The sequence below is a fragment of the Kitasatospora sp. NPDC059571 genome (assembly GCF_042735675.1).
Classification (GTDB): domain Bacteria; phylum Actinomycetota; class Actinomycetes; order Streptomycetales; family Streptomycetaceae; genus Kitasatospora.
This window is the reverse complement of the sequence record NZ_JBHWBW010000075.1, coordinates 1-15710: the sequence shown is the minus strand read 5'-3', so window position 1 is coordinate 15710 and position 15710 is coordinate 1. Positions and strand designations below refer to the sequence as shown.

Annotated in this window: 19 protein-coding genes; 11 read left to right on the top strand and 8 right to left on the bottom strand. The window is 73.3% G+C overall.

Annotated elements, in window-relative coordinates; genetic code table 11:
* Positions 1-129: 129 nt before the first annotated feature.
* Together ACFV0G_RS11855 and ACFV0G_RS11850 are read right to left on the bottom strand one after the other, a co-directional pair.
* Positions 130-465, bottom strand: a complete 336-nt coding sequence (locus ACFV0G_RS11855; protein ID WP_380545460.1) for a DUF5133 domain-containing protein — start codon at positions 463-465, stop codon at positions 130-132.
* Between the two features lie 179 nt (positions 466-644).
* Positions 645-2039 (bottom strand): YihY/virulence factor BrkB family protein, encoded by a 1395-nt coding sequence (locus ACFV0G_RS11850; protein ID WP_380545457.1) that lies wholly within the window; start codon positions 2037-2039, stop codon positions 645-647.
* Positions 2040-2274: 235 nt separating this feature from the next.
* Between ACFV0G_RS11850 and ACFV0G_RS11845 the strand changes: the two genes are divergently transcribed.
* The 11 genes from ACFV0G_RS11845 (at position 2275) to ACFV0G_RS11795 (ending at position 12149) form a co-directional block, all read left to right on the top strand.
* Positions 2275-2358 carry a putative leader peptide gene (locus ACFV0G_RS11845; protein WP_317634116.1) on the top strand — a complete coding sequence of 28 codons (84 nt, stop codon included), beginning with the start codon at positions 2275-2277 and terminating at the stop codon, positions 2356-2358.
* A 192-nt stretch (positions 2359-2550) separates the two neighbouring features.
* A complete protein-coding gene (locus ACFV0G_RS11840; RefSeq protein WP_380545455.1) occupies positions 2551-4275 on the top strand; it encodes a nitrite/sulfite reductase in 1725 nt (574 codons plus the stop codon).
* On the top strand, positions 4272-4466 hold the full coding sequence (locus tag ACFV0G_RS11835; protein WP_380545453.1) for a hypothetical protein: 195 nt from the start codon (positions 4272-4274) through the stop codon (positions 4464-4466). Before ACFV0G_RS11840 ends, ACFV0G_RS11835 begins: the two co-directional genes overlap by 4 nt.
* Positions 4463-5161: a phosphoadenylyl-sulfate reductase gene (locus ACFV0G_RS11830; protein WP_380545451.1), complete on the top strand. Its 699-nt coding sequence runs from the start codon at positions 4463-4465 to the stop codon at positions 5159-5161. Before ACFV0G_RS11835 ends, ACFV0G_RS11830 begins: the two co-directional genes overlap by 4 nt.
* Positions 5162-5217: 56 nt before the next feature.
* Positions 5218-5799: an adenylyl-sulfate kinase gene (gene cysC, locus ACFV0G_RS11825; RefSeq protein ID WP_380545471.1), complete on the top strand. Its 582-nt coding sequence runs from the start codon at positions 5218-5220 to the stop codon at positions 5797-5799.
* Positions 5796-6734 (top strand): sulfate adenylyltransferase subunit CysD, encoded by a 939-nt coding sequence (gene cysD / locus ACFV0G_RS11820; protein ID WP_380545449.1) that lies wholly within the window; start codon positions 5796-5798, stop codon positions 6732-6734. Before cysC ends, cysD begins: the two co-directional genes overlap by 4 nt.
* A 2-nt stretch (positions 6735-6736) precedes the next feature.
* A complete protein-coding gene (locus ACFV0G_RS11815) occupies positions 6737-8068 on the top strand; it encodes a sulfate adenylyltransferase subunit 1 (RefSeq protein ID WP_380545447.1) in 1332 nt (443 codons plus the stop codon).
* Between the two features lie 246 nt (positions 8069-8314).
* Positions 8315-9466 (top strand): aliphatic sulfonate ABC transporter substrate-binding protein, encoded by a 1152-nt coding sequence (locus ACFV0G_RS11810; RefSeq protein ID WP_380545445.1) that lies wholly within the window; start codon positions 8315-8317, stop codon positions 9464-9466.
* Between the two features lie 184 nt (positions 9467-9650).
* Positions 9651-10457, top strand: a complete 807-nt coding sequence (locus ACFV0G_RS11805; protein WP_380545443.1) for an ABC transporter ATP-binding protein — start codon at positions 9651-9653, stop codon at positions 10455-10457.
* Entirely contained in the window at positions 10444-11349 is a 906-nt protein-coding gene (locus tag ACFV0G_RS11800; protein WP_380545441.1) for an ABC transporter permease, read from the top strand. The genes ACFV0G_RS11805 and ACFV0G_RS11800 overlap by 14 nt, the downstream gene beginning before the upstream one ends.
* Before the next feature lie 11 nt (positions 11350-11360).
* Positions 11361-12149 (top strand): sirohydrochlorin chelatase, encoded by a 789-nt coding sequence (locus ACFV0G_RS11795; RefSeq protein WP_380545439.1) that lies wholly within the window; start codon positions 11361-11363, stop codon positions 12147-12149.
* Between the two features lie 34 nt (positions 12150-12183).
* Here ACFV0G_RS11795 and ACFV0G_RS11790 read toward each other — a convergent pair whose 3' ends face one another.
* From ACFV0G_RS11790 to ACFV0G_RS11765, 6 genes are read right to left on the bottom strand one after another with little or no spacing between them, the layout of a single operon-like run.
* Positions 12184-12429 carry a hypothetical protein gene (locus ACFV0G_RS11790; protein ID WP_380545437.1) on the bottom strand — a complete coding sequence of 82 codons (246 nt, stop codon included), beginning with the start codon at positions 12427-12429 and terminating at the stop codon, positions 12184-12186.
* Positions 12430-12487: 58 nt separating this feature from the next.
* The gene (locus tag ACFV0G_RS11785; protein WP_380545435.1) at positions 12488-13081 is read right to left on the bottom strand and encodes a Uma2 family endonuclease; all 594 of its coding nucleotides are present in this window, start codon (positions 13079-13081) and stop codon (positions 12488-12490) included.
* Positions 13082-13130: 49 nt separating this feature from the next.
* Positions 13131-13574 (bottom strand): hypothetical protein, encoded by a 444-nt coding sequence (locus tag ACFV0G_RS11780; RefSeq protein WP_380545433.1) that lies wholly within the window; start codon positions 13572-13574, stop codon positions 13131-13133.
* Positions 13575-13630: 56 nt separating this feature from the next.
* The gene (locus ACFV0G_RS11775; RefSeq protein ID WP_380545431.1) at positions 13631-14227 is read right to left on the bottom strand and encodes a hypothetical protein; all 597 of its coding nucleotides are present in this window, start codon (positions 14225-14227) and stop codon (positions 13631-13633) included.
* 8 nt (positions 14228-14235) lie between these two features.
* Positions 14236-15171: a WXG100 family type VII secretion target gene (locus ACFV0G_RS11770; RefSeq protein ID WP_380545429.1), complete on the bottom strand. Its 936-nt coding sequence runs from the start codon at positions 15169-15171 to the stop codon at positions 14236-14238.
* 2 nt (positions 15172-15173) lie between these two features.
* The gene (locus ACFV0G_RS11765; protein WP_380545427.1) at positions 15174-15494 is read right to left on the bottom strand and encodes a hypothetical protein; all 321 of its coding nucleotides are present in this window, start codon (positions 15492-15494) and stop codon (positions 15174-15176) included.
* Positions 15495-15710 lie beyond the last annotated feature (216 nt).

The following is a 15710-nucleotide window of genomic DNA, read 5'->3' as shown; positions in this document are numbered from 1 at the left end:
TTTTTTTGCTTTACACTTCCCCCCCCCGGGTGCCCGGTCCCCCCCCGGGGCCGAACCGGCACCCGAGCAGGTACGGCCGGCTGCCCCGCGTCCAGCTGCCGGACGCGGGACGACCGGATGCCGGACGGGTCAGGCCGCGCCCACCGGGACGGGTGCCACCGCCGGCCGGCCGCCGCCGGAGCCCGCGGCGGCCACCGGGAGCACGGCCGCCGGAACCGCAGCCCCCGGCGCGGCGGCAGCGGCGGGCGCGGCGCCGGTCGGTACGGTGTCCGAGGGCCGCGCCGCCAGCAGCCGCCTGGCCCGGGTGAGGGCCCGCCGCGGGTCGCGGACACCGGTGTAGACGCAGACCGTGTAGAGCGCGTCCTCGCGGCGCCGGCGTGCGGAGGCGTCCGGAGCGGTATCCCCTGCCAGGGCGTCCAGCTCCTCGACGAGCTCGCGCAGCGCGACGTAGTTGATCAGCGGCATGGACGGCCTCCCGCGATTAGTGGAGCGAACGGTTCCGCATCCTCGCCACCGCGCCTACCCGGCGCCCCGTACGGCACGCCCTCCCCCACCGGATGGACGCACCTCCTTCACGGATTCTCCGCACATCGATGCGATTTGCCCCATTCATGCCAATGAAGGAGCCGTCCGGGTGGTGCCGGTCAGCCGTTCCAGCGCCCGTCCCACGGCGTCCGCGGCGGCGCCGGCGGGACCGGCGGCACCTGCGGGAAGTCCTGCGGGTGCAGCGGCTCCGGCCGGGTCGGCGGCCGCAGCGGCTCGGGCTGCGGGTGGTGGTGCGGCGAGGGCCGCGGCGGGGCGAGCGGCCGGTCGGTGTCCGGCGGGGGCGGTGGCCGGCGGTGGCGGCGCCGGCCGGAGAGCCGGGCACGCAGGCTGCGGTGCGGCAGCACGTCCGCCCAGCGCTCCGGGTACTCGGAGGGCGGCACGCCGTCGTCCTCCTCCTCCTCCTCGTCCCCGCCCTCGGCGAGCCCGAGCTCGCGCACCAGCAGGGCGCGCTCGACGGCCCGGCGGGCGGCCGCCTCGCGGACCACCACCACGGCCGCCTCCTCGCTGGCCCGCTCGTTCTCGGCGCGGGCGTCGGCGGTCTCCACGCTCGGCCAGCGGCGGTCGATGGCGGCGTTCATCGCGGCGCCGATGAGCACCGCCAGCGCCATCACGAAGATCCAGAGCAGCACGGCGACCGGAGCGGCGAGCGAGCCGTAGACCGAGGGGCCCCCGCCCGAGGAGCCCTCGACCGAGCTGATCAGGTAGAGGCGCAGGGCGACGCTGCAGACCACGAGCACCACCAGCGCGACCAGTGCCCCGGGGATGTCCTCGCGCCACGGCGTGTTGGCCGGGACGGCCACGTGGTAGAGCGTGGTGAGGAAGATCACCAGCAGCAGGATCGCGGCCGGCCAGTACAGCGCGTTGACCAGTCCGGCGGAGTCCGGCAGCGCGGCCACCACCAGCCCGGGTCCGGCCACCAGCAGCGGCAGCACGAGCGAGCCGATCACCAGGGCGCCGAGGTAGAGGCCGAGCGACATCAGGCGGGTCTTGACGATGCCGCGCTTGCCGTCGAGGCCGTACATGACGGTGATGGTGTCGATGAAGATGTAGAGCGCCCGGGAGCCCGACCAGAGCGACAGCAGGAAGCCGATCGAGATGAGGTCGGGCCGGGCGTTGTCGAAGACGCCGGTGAGTACGGGCTGGACGATCTGCTGGACCGCGTCCGGTGAGAGCACCGTCCCGGATGCCGAGACGATGTCCTGCTTGAGCTTGTCGATGGTGCCGGCGCCGAGGATGTCGTCGAGGTAGCCGAGGGTGCCGGCCAGGCAGAGCAGCAGCGGCGGGATGGACAGCAGGGTGAAGAAGGCCGCCTCCGCGGCGAGGCCGGTGACCCGGTACTCGACGCAGGTGTTGGTGGTGTCCTTCAGCAGGGCCCAGCCGGTCTGGCGCCAGGTGCTGCGCCTGGCGGCGCGGCGGCGCCCGCCCCGGCGGCGCGAGGGCCGTTCGGCGGCCGGGCCGGAGGTCTCCCGCGGAGTACTGCCTGCTGCTTGCACGCCCCTACGGTACTGGGCCGTAGGCACCGCTTTCGCGCCCCCGCGCGTACCGGGCGCCGGTGACCGCGACGGGGGTCACCGGGGGGCCCGTGACGGGCCGTATCGTGGTCGCGGTGGACGGCTCGCACGGCTCCGACGACGGCGGATACACCTGGCGTCTCACTCTGCGGTACGACAGTGTCCAGAATGCGGATGTTAGTGGACCGGGGGTCGGTCCCCGTGCGAATCTCTTGCCATGCCAAGCGCCGGAGCCACCCTCGTAGGTCGACTGCACGTCGACCTCCTCCGCGTGTCCAGCGCCATCTGTCCGGTGACCTGAGCCCTACCCCTGCCGCCACCACGGCACCGGCGCCACCACCTCGCCATCCCCGCCGACGCGGATGTGCGGGCGCCCTCCGGCCCCAGGTCACTGCCCTCTGAAGTCCTGCAGCAACAGCGCAGGTCACGGCAGTTCCGTGCCCGGGGATGCCGACATCCCTCATCTGAGCCAGCTGCCAAAAGGACTGACACCATGGCCCCTACTCCCGAACCGGTCGAGCCCTCGGTCGCCGGCGCCCCCGTGCGCCGTCCCGCCGCCGCCCGCAAGGTGACCCGCCACCGCGGCGAGGGTCAGTGGGGCATGGGCCACTTCACGCCGCTGAACGCCAACGAGCAGTTCAAGAAGGACGACGACGGTCTCAACGTGCGGACGCGCATTGAGACGATCTACGCGCACCGCGGCTTCGACTCCATCGACCCGGCCGACCTGCGCGGCCGGATGCGCTGGTGGGGTCTGTACACCCAGCGCAAGGAGGGCATCGACGGCGGCAAGACCGCCATCCTGGACCCCCACGAGCTGGACGCCGAGTTCTTCATGCTGCGCGTGCGCATCGACGGCGGCCGCCTCACCGTCGCCCAGCTGCGGGCGATCTCCGAGGTCTCCGAGCTGTACGGCCGCGGCACCGCGGACCTGACCGACCGGCAGAACGTCCAGTACCACTGGATCCGGATCGAGGACGTCCCGGCGATCTGGCAGAAGCTGGAGGCCGTCGGCCTGTCCACCACCGAGGCCTGCGGCGACACCCCGCGCGTCATCCTCGGCTCGCCGGTCGCCGGCATCGCCGAGGACGAGATCATCGACGGCACCCCCGCCATCGAGGAGATCCAGCGGCGCTTCATCGGCAACAAGGACTTCTCCAACCTGCCGCGCAAGTTCAAGTCGGCGGTCTCCGGCTCGCCGCAGCTCGACGTGGCGCACGAGATCAACGACGTGGCGTTCGTCGGCGTCGTCCACCCGGAGCACGGCCCCGGCTTCGACCTCTGGGTCGGCGGCGGCCTGTCCACCAACCCCAAGCTGGGCGTCCGCCTCGGCGCCTGGGTGCCGCTGGACGAGGTCGCCGACGTCTACGGCGGCGTCATCGGCATCTTCCGCGACTACGGCTACCGCCGGCTGCGCAACCGCGCCCGGCTGAAGTTCCTGGTCGCCGACTGGGGCACCGAGAAGTTCCGCCAGGTGCTGGAGGACGAGTACCTGCAGCGCAAGCTCGTCGACGGCCCCGCGCCCGCCGAGCCGGTCGCCCGCTGGCGCGACCACGTCGGCGTCCACCGGCAGAAGGACGGCCGCTTCTACGTCGGCTTCGCGCCGCGGGTCGGCCGGGTCAGCGGCAAGGTCCTCGGCCAGATCGCCGACCTCGCCGCCGAGCACGGCTCGGACCGGCTGCGCACCACCGCCGAGCAGAAGATGCTGATCCTGGACGTCACCGAGGACCGCGTGGAGTCGCTGGTCGCCGGCCTGGAGGCGCTCGACCTGCAGGTCCGACCGTCGTCCTTCCGCCGCGGCACGATGGCCTGCACCGGCATCGAGTACTGCAAGCTCGCCATCGTCGAGACCAAGGAGCGCGGCCGCACCCTGATCGACGAGCTGGAGCAGCGCCTGCCCGACTTCGACGAGCCGCTCACCATCAACATCAACGGCTGCCCGAACGCCTGCGCCCGCATCCAGGTCGCGGACATCGGCCTCAAGGGCCAGCTCGTCACCGACGAGAACGGCGAGCAGGTCGAGGGCTACCAGGTGCACCTGGGCGGCGCACTCGGCCTGGAGGCCGGCTTCGGCCGCAAGGTCCGCGGCCTCAAGGTCACCAGCGCCGGCCTGCCGGACTACGTCGAGCGCGTGCTGACCCGCTACCGGGCCGACCGCCACGAGGGCGAGCGCTTCGCCCAGTGGACGGCCCGGGCGAGCGAGGAGCAGCTCTCGTGAGTGAGCGGGCAGCGCCCTTTCACTGCCCGTACTGCGGCGACGAGGACCTGCGTCCCTCGGAGGCCGGGCACGGCTGCTGGGAGTGCGCCTCCTGCCGCCGGGCCTTCCAGCTGAAGTTCCTGGGCCTGCTGCGGCCCGACGGCACCACGACCGGCACCACCGCGGACACCGGGGAAGGAGGGGACGAATGAGCACCGCGACCGACTACGAGGCGCTGGCCGCCGCGGCCGCCCGCGACCTGGAGGAGGCGTCCGCGCAGGAGGTCCTGCAGTGGGCGGCCGACACCTTCGGCAAGCGGTTCTGCGTCACCTCCTCGATGGAGGACGCGGTGGTGGCCCACCTCGCCTCCACCGTGCTGCCCGGCGTGGACGTGGTCTTCCTGGACACCGGCTACCACTTCGCCGAGACCATCGGCACCCGCGACGCGGTGGCGGCGACCCTGCCGGTCAACGTCATCACGCTCACGCCGAAGCTGACCGTGGCCGAGCAGGACGCCCAGTACGGGCCGAACCTGCACGACCGCGACCCGGACCTGTGCTGCTCGCTGCGCAAGGTCGAGCCGCTCAACCGCGGCCTCGGCGCCTACGACGCGTGGGCGACCGGGCTGCGCCGCGACGAGTCGCCGTCCCGGGCGAACACCCCGGTGGTGGCCTGGGACGCCAAGCGCCGCAAGGTGAAGCTCGCCCCGATCGCCCGCTGGACGCAGGCGGACGTCGACGCGTACGTGCAGGCCAACGGGGTGCTGCTCAACCCGCTGCTGTGGGAGGGCTACACCTCGATCGGCTGCTCGCCGCTGTCGTGCACCGCCAAGCCCGGCGAGGGCGAGGAGGGCCGGGCCGGCCGCTGGGCGGGCTCGGGCAAGACCGAGTGCGGCATCCACCTCTGACCACCCATCCGTTCGACGAGACCTCAGGAGAGTTCACCGTGACGACAGCCGACACCCTGGCCGCCGGCCAAGCCGCAGAGGCGGCCCGCGCGGCCGCCCCCTGCGAGCGCGGCGCCACCGTGTGGCTGACCGGGCTGCCCTCCGCGGGCAAGACCACCCTGGCCTTCGCGCTGGCCGAGCGGCTGCGCGCCGAGGGCCACAGGGTCGAGGTCCTGGACGGTGACGAGATCCGCGAGTTCCTCTCCAAGGGCCTCGGCTTCACCAAGGAGGACCGGCACACCAACGTGACGCGGATCGGCTTCGTCGCCGAGAAGCTGGCCGCCAACGGTGTGAAGGTGCTCGCCCCGGTGATCGCCCCGTACGCGGACTCCCGCGCCGCCGTCCGCGAGCGGCACACCGCCCACGGCACCGAGTTCCTGGAGATCCACGTCGCCACCCCGGTCGAGCTCTGCGCCGAGCGCGACGTGAAGGGCCTGTACGCCAAGCAGGCCGCCGGCGAGATCTCCGGTCTCACCGGTGTGGACGACCCGTACGAGGCGCCCGCCGATCCGGAGCTGCGCCTGCAGACGCAGGGCCGGGCGGTCACCGAGTCCGCCGCCGAACTGCACGCGTTCCTGACCGAGAGGGGTCTGGCATGACGACCGCCACGCACAGCCTTCTGGACACCCGCGAGAACCCCTACGCGCTGTCGCACCTCGACGCCCTGGAGGCGGAGTCGGTGCACATCTTCCGCGAGGTCGCGGGCGAGTTCGAGCGTCCGGTGATCCTGTTCTCGGGCGGCAAGGACTCCATCGTCATGCTGCACCTGGCGCTGAAGGCGTTCTGGCCGGCCGCGGTGCCCTTCTCGCTGCTGCACGTCGACACCGGGCACAACTTCCCCGAGGTCATCGAGTACCGCGACCGCACCGTCGCGAAGCACAACCTGCGGCTGCACGTCGCCCACGTGCAGGACTTCATCGACGACGGCCGGCTGCGCGAGCGCCCGGACGGCACCCGCAACCCGCTGCAGACCGTGCCGCTGCTGGACGCCATCGAGTCCAACAAGTTCGACGCCGTCTTCGGCGGCGGCCGCCGCGACGAGGAGAAGGCCCGCGCCAAGGAGCGCGTCTTCTCGCTCCGCGACGAGTTCGGCGCCTGGGACCCGCGCCGCCAGCGCCCCGAGCTGTGGTCGCTGTACAACGGCCGGCACGCCGTCGGCGAGCACGTCCGCGTCTTCCCGCTCTCCAACTGGACCGAGCTGGACGTCTGGCAGTACATCGAGCGGGAGGGCATCGAGCTCCCCGAGATCTACTACGCCCACCACCGCGACGTGTTCAAGCGCGACGGCATGTGGCTGACCGCCGGCGAGTGGGGCGGCCCCAAGGAGAGCGAGCCGGTCGAGTCCCGCCTCATCCGCTACCGGACGGTCGGCGACATGTCCTGCACCGGCGCCGTCGACTCGGACGCCACCACCATCGCCGACGTGATCGCCGAGATCGCCGCCAGCCGCCTCACCGAGCGCGGCGCCACCCGCGCCGACGACAAGCTCTCCGAGGCCGCGATGGAAGACCGCAAGCGCGAGGGGTACTTCTAACCATGACCGCAGTTCAGGACGCCAGCGCCACCTCGCTGCTGCGCTTCGCCACCGCCGGGAGCGTGGACGACGGCAAGTCGACCCTGGTCGGCCGCCTCCTCCACGACTCCAAGTCGGTGCTCGCCGACCAGCTGGAGGCCGTCGAGCACGCCTCCCGCAACCGCGGCCAGGAGGCGCCCGACCTGGCGCTGCTCACCGACGGCCTGCGCGCCGAGCGCGAGCAGGGCATCACCATCGACGTCGCGTACCGCTACTTCGCCACCGCCCGGCGCCGGTTCATCCTCGCCGACACCCCCGGGCACGTGCAGTACACCCGGAACATGGTGACCGGCGCGTCCACCGCCGAGCTCGCCGTGGTGCTGGTCGACGCCCGCAACGGCGTCGTCGAGCAGACCCGCCGGCACGCCGCGGTCGCCGCGCTGCTGCGGGTGCCGCACGTGGTGCTGGCGGTCAACAAGATGGACCTGGTCGACTACGCCGAGCCCGTCTTCGCCGCCATCGCCGAGGAGTTCACCGCGTACGCGGCCTCACTGGGCGTCAAGGACGTGGTGGCGGTGCCGATCTCCGCGCTGGCCGGCGACAACGTCGTCGAGCCGTCCGCGCACATGGACTGGTACGGCGGCCCGACCCTGCTGGAGCACCTGGAGACCGTGCCGGTCGGCAGCGACCCCGGCATCGAGCCGGCCCGCTTCCCGGTCCAGTACGTGATCCGCCCGCAGACCGAGGCCCACCCCGACTACCGCGGCTACGCCGGCCAGCTGGCCTCCGGCGTGCTGCGGGTCGGCGACCGGGTCACCGTGCTGCCGTCCGGGCACACCACCACCGTCGCGGGCATCGACGCGCTCGGCACCGAGACGGACATCGCCTGGGCCCCCCAGTCGGTGACCGTCCGCCTCGCCGAGGACATCGACGTCTCCCGCGGCGACCTGATCGCGGCCGGCGCCGCCCCCGTCCCCACCAAGGACATCGAGGCGACCGTCTGCCACCTGAACGAGCGCACCCTGCGCCCCGGCGCGAAGGTGCTGCTCAAGCACACCACCCGCACCGTGCGCGCGCTGGTGAAGGAGATCTCCTACCGGATCGACATCGACACCCTGGAGCAGCGCTCCGGTGCCGACGGCCTGGAGGTCAACGACATCGGCCACGTGGTGCTGCGCACCGCCGAGCCGCTGGCGCTCGACGACTACACCGACAACCGCCGGACGGGCTCGTTCCTGCTCATCGACCCGGCCGACGGCACCACCCTCACCGCCGGCATGGCGGGCGAGGCGTTCGAGACCGTGCGTGCGGTCGCGGACGACACCGATGCGAACGACGGGGAGGACTGGGTCTGATGCCCAGCGAGGCGTTCTCGGGCATGGACAAGGAAGGCGGCCGCATCGGCAGCGGCGTCCTCGGCAGCGGCCAGGGCGGCCTGACGCGATGTGGAGGCGGACAGGGGCACTGATCCCCTGTCACCGGGTCGGCGCCTTCCCACAGCAGCCGCCGTCCCGGCTTGCCCGGCATCCGACATGCCGTCAGCACCGCGACCACTTCCGAACCGGCGCCACGCGCGCCCCACCATGAACGGGACGACTCCCATGGCACTCGCCCCCTCCACCACGCATACCTCCGCACGCTCCGGCAGCACCCGCTTCAGACGTCCGGCCGCCGTCGCCGTCGCCGTCCTCACCGCCACCGGCCTGCTGTCCGCGTGCAGCTACGGCTCCAAGAGCGAGGACAAGAGTGCCGCCGCCCCGGCCGCGGCCTCCTCCGGTGCCGCGAAGCTCTCCGCGGACACCGTGAAGATCGGCTACTTCGCCAACCTGACGCACGGCACCCCGCTGGTCGGCCTCAAGGAGGGCCTGTTCCAGAAGGAGCTGGGCGCCACCACGATCAAGCCGCAGGTCTTCAACGCGGGCCCGGCCGAGATCGAGGCGCTGAACGCCGGCTCGATCGACATCGGCTGGATCGGCCCCTCCCCGGCGATCAACGGCTTCACCAAGTCCAACGGCACCTCGCTGAAGATCCTCGGCGGCTCGGCCTCCGGCGGCGTGAAGCTGGTGGTCAACCCCGACAAGATCCACAGCCTGGACGAGCTCAAGGGCAAGAAGATCGCCACCCCGCAGCTCGGCAACACCCAGGACGTGGCACTGCTCAACTACCTGGCCACCAAGGGCTACAAGGTCGACGCGCAGTCCGGCGCCGGCGACGTGAGCGTGGTGCGCACCGACAACAAGGTCACCCCGGACGCCTACAAGTCCGGCTCGATCGACGGCGCCTGGGTGCCCGAGCCGACCGCCTCCAAGCTGGTCACGCTCGGCGCCAAGGTCCTGCTGAACGAGAAGGACGTCTGGCCGGACGGCAAGTTCGTCATCACCAACATCATCGTGTCGCAGAAGTTCCTCAAGGCGCACCCGGACGTGGTGGAGGCCGTGCTGCGCGGCTCGGTGAACACCAACGCGTTCATCAAGGCCAACCCGGCCAAGGCGAAGGCCGACGCCAATGCCGCGATCAAGGAGGCGGCCGGCAACGCGCTGTCCGACAACGTCCTCGACCCGGCCTGGCAGGACATCGAATTCCTGGACGACCCGCTGGCGAACACCCTGCAGGCCGAGGCCGACCACGCGGTGACCGCCGGTCTGCTCAAGAAGCCGAACCTCGCCGGGATCTACGACCTGACCCTGCTCAACAAGGTGCTCCAGGCGCAGGGCAGGCCCGTCGTGGCGGACGCCGGACTCGGTACCAAGTGACCTGCACCCGCTAGCCCCGCGGTCCGCCCCGCCCCGACCCGTCGATGCCCGTCACGGAAGGGGCGGGGCCGGACCCCGGCCCCCGAGGCCGCCGCCATCCCTCCCCGCCCGTCACCGGGCAGGAGGGGCCCAGACCGCCCCCAGCCCTCGGCTGGGAGTTCCCCCAGAAGCAGGAGGTGTCCGGATGAGCCCGGCACTCACCACCTCGGAGAACACCGCCACCGCCACCGAGTCCGCGATCGCCCGGCCCGCCGTCCGCCTCGCGCACGTGCACAAGTCGTTCGGCCGTCCCGGCAGCGCCACCCCCGTCCTGGACGACATCAGCCTGGACGTCGCGCCCGGCGAGTTCGTCACCCTCCTCGGGGCCTCGGGCTGCGGCAAGTCCACCCTGCTCAACCTGGTGGCCGGCCTGGACCGGCCCACCTCCGGCGACATCGAGGTGCCCGGCGGCCGGCCGGCCCTGATGTTCCAGGACCACGCGCTGTTCCCGTGGCTCACCGCCGGCCGCAACATCGAGCTCGCGCTGCGGCTGGCCGGCGTGGCGAAGGACGAGCGCCGCGCCGAGGCCGAGCGGCTGCTGGAGCTGGTCCGCCTCGGCGGCGCGTACAAGAAGCGCGTCCACGAGCTGTCCGGCGGTATGCGCCAGCGCGTCGCGATGGCCCGCTCGCTCGCCCAGGGCTCCACGGTGCTGCTGATGGACGAGCCGTTCGCCGCGCTCGACGCCATCACCCGCGACGTGCTGCACGACGAGATCACCCGGATCTGGGCGGAGCGCAAGCTGACCGTCCTGTTCGTCACGCACAACGTGCGCGAGGCCGTCCGCCTCGCCCAGCGGGTCGTCCTGCTCTCCTCCCGCCCCGGCCGGGTGGCCAAGGAGTGGCGGATCGACCTGCCCCAGCCGCGCCGGATCGAGGACTCCGGCGTCGCGGACCTGTCCATCGAGATCACCGAAGAGCTGCGTGGGGAGATCCGCCGCCATGTCCAGCACTGACACCGCCCCCGCGGTCGAGAAGAACGACCAGCACGACGACTCCGCCAGCGTCGAGGCCGGCCTGGACGCCCTGGACGCCGTCCAGGTCCAGCGCACCCCGGTCGGCGAGGTGCTGCGCCAGAAGGTGCTGCCGCCGGTGCTCGGCATCGTGGTCGTGCTCGCCGCCTGGCAGCTCGCCTACAGCCTGAAGCTGACCACCCCCGACAAGCTGCCCAGCCCGGGCGACGTCTGGCACTCGCTGACCGACCTCTGGTACCAGGGCACGCTGTTCTCGATCATCTGGACGAGCGTGTGGCGCGGCATCTCCGGCTTCCTCGCCGCCGTCGTCATCGGCACCCCGATCGGCCTGCTGGTCGCCCGGATCAGGCCGCTGCGCGCCGCCCTCGGGCCGGTCCTCTCCGGCCTGCAGTCGCTGCCGTCGGTGGCCTGGGTGCCGGCCGCGGTGATCTGGCTCGGCATCAACAACTCGGCGATGTACGCGGTCATCCTGCTCGGCGCCGTCCCGTCGATCGCCAACGGCCTGATCGCCGGCATCGACCAGGTCCCGCCGATCTACCTGCGGGCCGGCCGCACCCTGGGCGCCACCGGCATCGCGGGCGCCCGGCACGTACTGCTGCCCGCCGCGCTGCCCGGCTACCTGGCCGGCCTCAAGCAGGGCTGGGCGTTCTCCTGGCGCTCGCTGATGGCGGCCGAGCTCATCGCGGCCTCCCCCGACCTGGGCGTGGGCCTGGGCCGGTACCTGGAGAACCAGCGGGAGTTCTCCGACATGTCCGGCGTGCTGCTCGGCATCGTGCTGATCCTCGTCGTCGGCGTGGCGATCGACCTGCTGGTGTTCTCCCCGCTGGAGCGCCGCGTGCTGCGCAACCGCGGCCTGCTGGTCACCTCCCGCTGAGGGCCGCCGCCGTGCGCACCACGACGCCGTCCGCCCCCGCCCGTCGCCACGGCGGGGCGGACGGCCCCGCCCTCCTGCTGATCGCCCACGGCAGCCGCGACCCGCGGCACGCCGCCACGGTGGACGCCCTCGTCCGGCAGGTCGCGGCACTGCGGCCCGGGCTGACCGCGGCCACCGCCTACCTCGACCACTGCGCCCCGCGGATCCCGCAGGTCGCCGGGCGGCTCGGCGCGGCCGTCGCGGTGCCGCTGCTGCTCAACCGGGCCTTCCACGCCAAGAGCGACATCCCGGCCGCGCTGCGGTCGGCCGGCGCCGACCTGCCGCTCGCCGGGGTGCTCGGGCCGTCCCCGCTGCTGCTGGACGCCCTGGACCGCCGGCTCGCCGGGACCGGGCTCGACACCGGCTCCGCCGCGGAGCGCGGCCGCACCGGTGTGGTGCTCGCCGCCGCCGGCTCCTCCGACCCGTCCGCCGACGCGGCGACCCGCGCGGTGGCCGCCGACTGGGCCCGCAGCCGCGGCTGGGCGGGCGCCGAGGTCACGTACGCCTCCGCGGCCGGGCCGCGGGTGCCCGACGCGGTCGCGGCCCTGCGGGCGGCCGGCGCCGCCCGGGTCGCGGTCTGCCCGTACCTGCTCGCCCCCGGCCTGCTGCCGGACCGGATCGCCGCCGCGGCCGCGGACGCCGGCGCCGACCTGCTCGCGCCCGTTCTCGGCGCGGCCCCCGAGATCGCCCGGCTGCTGCTGGAGCGCTACGACGAGGCCCGGCAGGCGGCCGGCGCCGCACCGACGGCGCTGTCCGCCTGACGGCCGGGCGGTGCCGGGCGGTCGGTTCGGCCGGTCAGTTCGGGAGGTCGCGCAGGGTGTCCGCCACCGCGTCGAGCCGCCGGCGGACCTCTTCGCCGAGGAACGGCAGGAGCGCCCCGCAGTCCAGGCAGGCCCGGGCGTAGTCGGCGTCGAACTCCGGCCGCGGCTTGAGCACGCCGGGCCGCGGGAAGCGCAGCCGCAGCCGCTCGCCCCACCGCTCACCGGAGACCAGGTCGCCGAGCGGGCTGAGCCGCTGGGATCCGCATATCGCGCAACGCATGGCGGACACCGTACCGTTCGGCATTCCCGGCCCCGCGGCCGGGCGGGTGGCCGCCGGGCTACAACCAGCGCCGAGGATCCGTCAGGTCGATATCGATCGGGAACGGCAGGTCGAGCAGGAGCTTCCCGCGGTGGATGCCCATCGGCGCGTACGAGCCGGTTGCTGCATCCAACTCGTAGACGTGGACGGCGAGTTCGCCCTGCTCGTTCTCCACCCGCCAGAAGTGCCGGAAGCCCGCGGCGGCGTACTTGCGCGGTTTGACCTCGCGGTCGCGCTCGACGGAGTCGGGGGACACCACTTCGACGGCGAGGACGACGCCGTCGGGCTGCTGCGTGGTCTGCCGGTCACTGCCGACGGATTCGCGTGACACCACCAGAAGGTCGGGCTCCGGCCGGTCCTTGCGGCCCAGGGTCACGGTCATCTCCCGCAGGACGGCCAGGTCGTCGGGCCGGGCCCGGAGCAGCCCGTACTCCAGGAGACGGATCGCGTAGATGTGGAAAAGGGCCCGTGGACTCACGAAGACGAGACTCCCGTCGATCAACTCCGTGTGCGGAGGCAGATTCGGAAGCCGGTCGAGGTCGTCGGCGGTCCATCCGCCCTCGGGCGGAACGGGCCAGGTCGGCTCCGGTGCGGCGGTCATCACTGCTCCCATGGGCCGGATCCTTGCAGTGCCCTCCAGCGTACCCAGCGGGTTCGGCCGATCACTCGCCCGAACGGGCGAGAGCGGCCAGGTAGCGCGGATCGTCCGGGGCGGTATCCGCCCACCGCCAGGCGTTCGCGGCGCATTCCCGCTGGTGGGGGGTGCCGTCGGCGAGGGCGGCCAGCAGGCGGTCCTGGAGGGCGCGGCGGCCGATCGCCGTCAGCAGGACGGCGGCCAGCCAGCGCGGCGAGCTCGGGTCGTCGTCGCACAGGAGGGCGGCGAGCACCGCGTCGGCGTGGTCGCGGGCGAGGGCCCGGTCAGCGGCGAGCGCCCGGTAGGCGGTCTGCCGCTTGTGGCCGATCCGGTGGTACTGCGGGTAGAGCGGCTCGGTCGCGGCGAGCCGCTCCACCCTCGGGTCGTCGTCCGTGTGGCAGGTCAGGCCGAGGGCGGCCAGCAGCTCGTCGAGCCGCGCCTCCTGGAGGTCGAGTCCGTCCGCACGGTTCATGGTCACACCCTACGCACGGTGGACCGGTCGGTGGGCGTGCCGGCCGGCACCGGGGGTCAGCGGTGCGCAGCGGCGGCGAGTTCGTCGGCGGCGGCGGGCCGCGGGGTGGTGACGGCGGCCCAGGAGCCGTCGGCGAAGTGCAGGTCGATCCGGCCGCGCTGGAGGACTCCGGTGGCGTTGCGGTGCAGGGTGACGGTGTGCCGGGGCGCCGCCCAGTGCAGTTCGTGCCGTTCGGTGAGCAGCTGCCAGGCACTGGCGCGGTCCACGACGAGGAGCAGGCGGCGGTCGGTGACGGCGAGGGTGCCGCTGCCGTGGGCGCCCTCGTCGTGCATCCGCAGGACGAACCGGCCGGCCGCCGACTGCCAGCCGCCGGCCATGCCCTCGCCGTGCCAGAGGGTGTCGGGGACGGCGTCGGCGAGCCGGTCCTCGACGGCGCCGACGGCCGCGGAGACGGGGTTGACGGCGGCGTAGGCGCGGCGCAGCGCGGTGAGGGGCCGGCCGAGGCGCTGTTCGAGCCCGCCGGGCCGGCGGGGGGTGAGCAGGTGGGCGGGCGGGTGCGGGATGCCGGGGGCGAGGTCGGCGGGGGCGGCGGCGAGGAGGTGTTCGCCGGGTTCGAGGTGCGGGGTGGCGATGTCGCGGTCGCGGTTGAGCACGGCGTCCCCTATCCGAAGGCCTCGTCGAAGCGGCGCCGGCGCTCCTCGGGGCTGAGTTCCGGCGGCTGGTGGGGCTGGGCGATGCCGGTGTGCTCGCGGGCGGCCGTGCTGGGGCCGCGGTTGCCGGAGATCCGGTCGTCGGCCTCGTCGGCGAGGATGCCGGCGCCGGACTGGACGGCCTGCTGGACGCTCTGGCCGACCGGGTCGCCGGTGAGGCCGAGGCCGTGCAGGGCGGCCTTGCCGATGGTCTTGGTGCCCTTCTTGGCGAGGTAGGCGGGCACGTCGATCGGCTTGTTCCAGGTCCAGGGCTTCTTGGGGTTGAGGTGGGGGCGCTTCGAGACCTCCTTGAGGGTCTTGAGCGCCTGTTCGATCTTCTTGAGGGCGCGGGCGAGCCTGGCGACCAGGGAGGCGATCCGGGCCGAGGCGATGCCGCCCTCGGCGGCTGCGGCGGCGGCCTCGGCGGCGAGGGAGATGCCGGCGGTGACGACGCTGAAGGCGATCGAGGCGGCGAGGGTGATCAGGGCCCACTCGATGAGTTCGCGGATGACGGTCTCGACGAGGTCCTGGGCCATCCGGCTCTCGGCAGCGGCCTCGTCGAGGAGTTCGGCGGTGGCCTCCATGTCGTCGGCCTCGGCCTCCAGGGCGTCCTCGTAGGCGGCGAGTTCCTGCTGGAAGGCGTCGGCGGCGGCGCCCTGCCAGCCGTGCGCGAGGTCGGCGCGGTCGCGGCGCTGGTCGGCGACGGTCTCGCGGAGTTCGGCGGCCTGCCGGCGCCAGAGGTCGGCGGCGGCGGTGAGGCCCTCGGGGTCGCCGGTGACGAACTCGAGGGGTTCGGCGAGCGGTTCGACGATGGGGCGCATGATCTCGTCGATCACGCTGCTCATCGGGCTCATCCACTGGTTGATCTTCGTGTAGGCGTCGACGGCGCCGGAGACGGGACCGGTCATGGTCAGAGCCCCCTGGCGACGGCGGTGAGGGCCTCGACGGTCAGGGCGTCGGCCTGTTCGTAGGAGCGGGCGAGGCCCTGGGCGTGGTCGTCGATCCGGGCCATGGTGTCGGCGGCGGAGGTGAGGTTGTCGAGGGCGGCCTCGGCGCGCTCGGCGTAGTGGCGGCCGGTCTCCTCGGCCTCGGGCAGCCGGCCGAAGGCCTGCGGCCCGAGCGGCTGGGCGCCGAGGGCGGCGCGGGCGGCGCGCAGCCGGTCGGAGCGGGCGGCGGAGGTGCGGGCGAATCGCCGCAGGGCCTCCGGATCGACGCGGTACTCCCCTGCCATGGCGGTTCCTCTCCCCCGGCACACCGTCAAGTCTTGTCATAGAACAGGTCATATGAATCCCATGAACAGACAAAGAAGCTAACACACCGTCCGGCGGGCTCCCGGGCGGGGGCGAATGCGAAAGGGGCGCGGGGGTCGCGGCCCGCGGCTGTGAGGGTGGGGGGGTGCCCCCCCCCCCAACAGAGGGGATGGGGGGGGGCGGGGGCGGGGGGGGCG

What these genes read in the sequence shown, in the direction of transcription:
- ACFV0G_RS11855 (WP_380545460.1), bottom strand. Translation starts at nt 465, where the DNA reads ATGCCGCTGATCAACTACGTCGCGCTGCGCGAGCTCGTCGAGGAGCTG.
- ACFV0G_RS11845 (WP_317634116.1), top strand. Translation starts at nt 2,275, where the DNA reads ATGCCAAGCGCCGGAGCCACCCTCGTAGGTCGACTGCACGTCGACCTC.
- ACFV0G_RS11840 (WP_380545455.1), top strand. Translation starts at nt 2,551, where the DNA reads ATGGCCCCTACTCCCGAACCGGTCGAGCCCTCGGTCGCCGGCGCCCCC.
- ACFV0G_RS11830 (WP_380545451.1), top strand. Translation starts at nt 4,463, where the DNA reads ATGAGCACCGCGACCGACTACGAGGCGCTGGCCGCCGCGGCCGCCCGC.
- cysD (WP_380545449.1), top strand. Translation starts at nt 5,796, where the DNA reads ATGACGACCGCCACGCACAGCCTTCTGGACACCCGCGAGAACCCCTAC.
- ACFV0G_RS11815 (WP_380545447.1), top strand. Translation starts at nt 6,737, where the DNA reads ATGACCGCAGTTCAGGACGCCAGCGCCACCTCGCTGCTGCGCTTCGCC.
- ACFV0G_RS11810 (WP_380545445.1), top strand. Translation starts at nt 8,315, where the DNA reads ATGGCACTCGCCCCCTCCACCACGCATACCTCCGCACGCTCCGGCAGC.
- ACFV0G_RS11805 (WP_380545443.1), top strand. Translation starts at nt 9,651, where the DNA reads ATGAGCCCGGCACTCACCACCTCGGAGAACACCGCCACCGCCACCGAG.
- ACFV0G_RS11800 (WP_380545441.1), top strand. Translation starts at nt 10,444, where the DNA reads ATGTCCAGCACTGACACCGCCCCCGCGGTCGAGAAGAACGACCAGCAC.
- ACFV0G_RS11790 (WP_380545437.1), bottom strand. Translation starts at nt 12,429, where the DNA reads ATGCGTTGCGCGATATGCGGATCCCAGCGGCTCAGCCCGCTCGGCGAC.
- ACFV0G_RS11785 (WP_380545435.1), bottom strand. Translation starts at nt 13,081, where the DNA reads ATGGGAGCAGTGATGACCGCCGCACCGGAGCCGACCTGGCCCGTTCCG.
- ACFV0G_RS11780 (WP_380545433.1), bottom strand. Translation starts at nt 13,574, where the DNA reads ATGAACCGTGCGGACGGACTCGACCTCCAGGAGGCGCGGCTCGACGAG.
- ACFV0G_RS11770 (WP_380545429.1), bottom strand. Translation starts at nt 15,171, where the DNA reads ATGACCGGTCCCGTCTCCGGCGCCGTCGACGCCTACACGAAGATCAAC.
- ACFV0G_RS11765 (WP_380545427.1), bottom strand. Translation starts at nt 15,494, where the DNA reads ATGGCAGGGGAGTACCGCGTCGATCCGGAGGCCCTGCGGCGATTCGCC.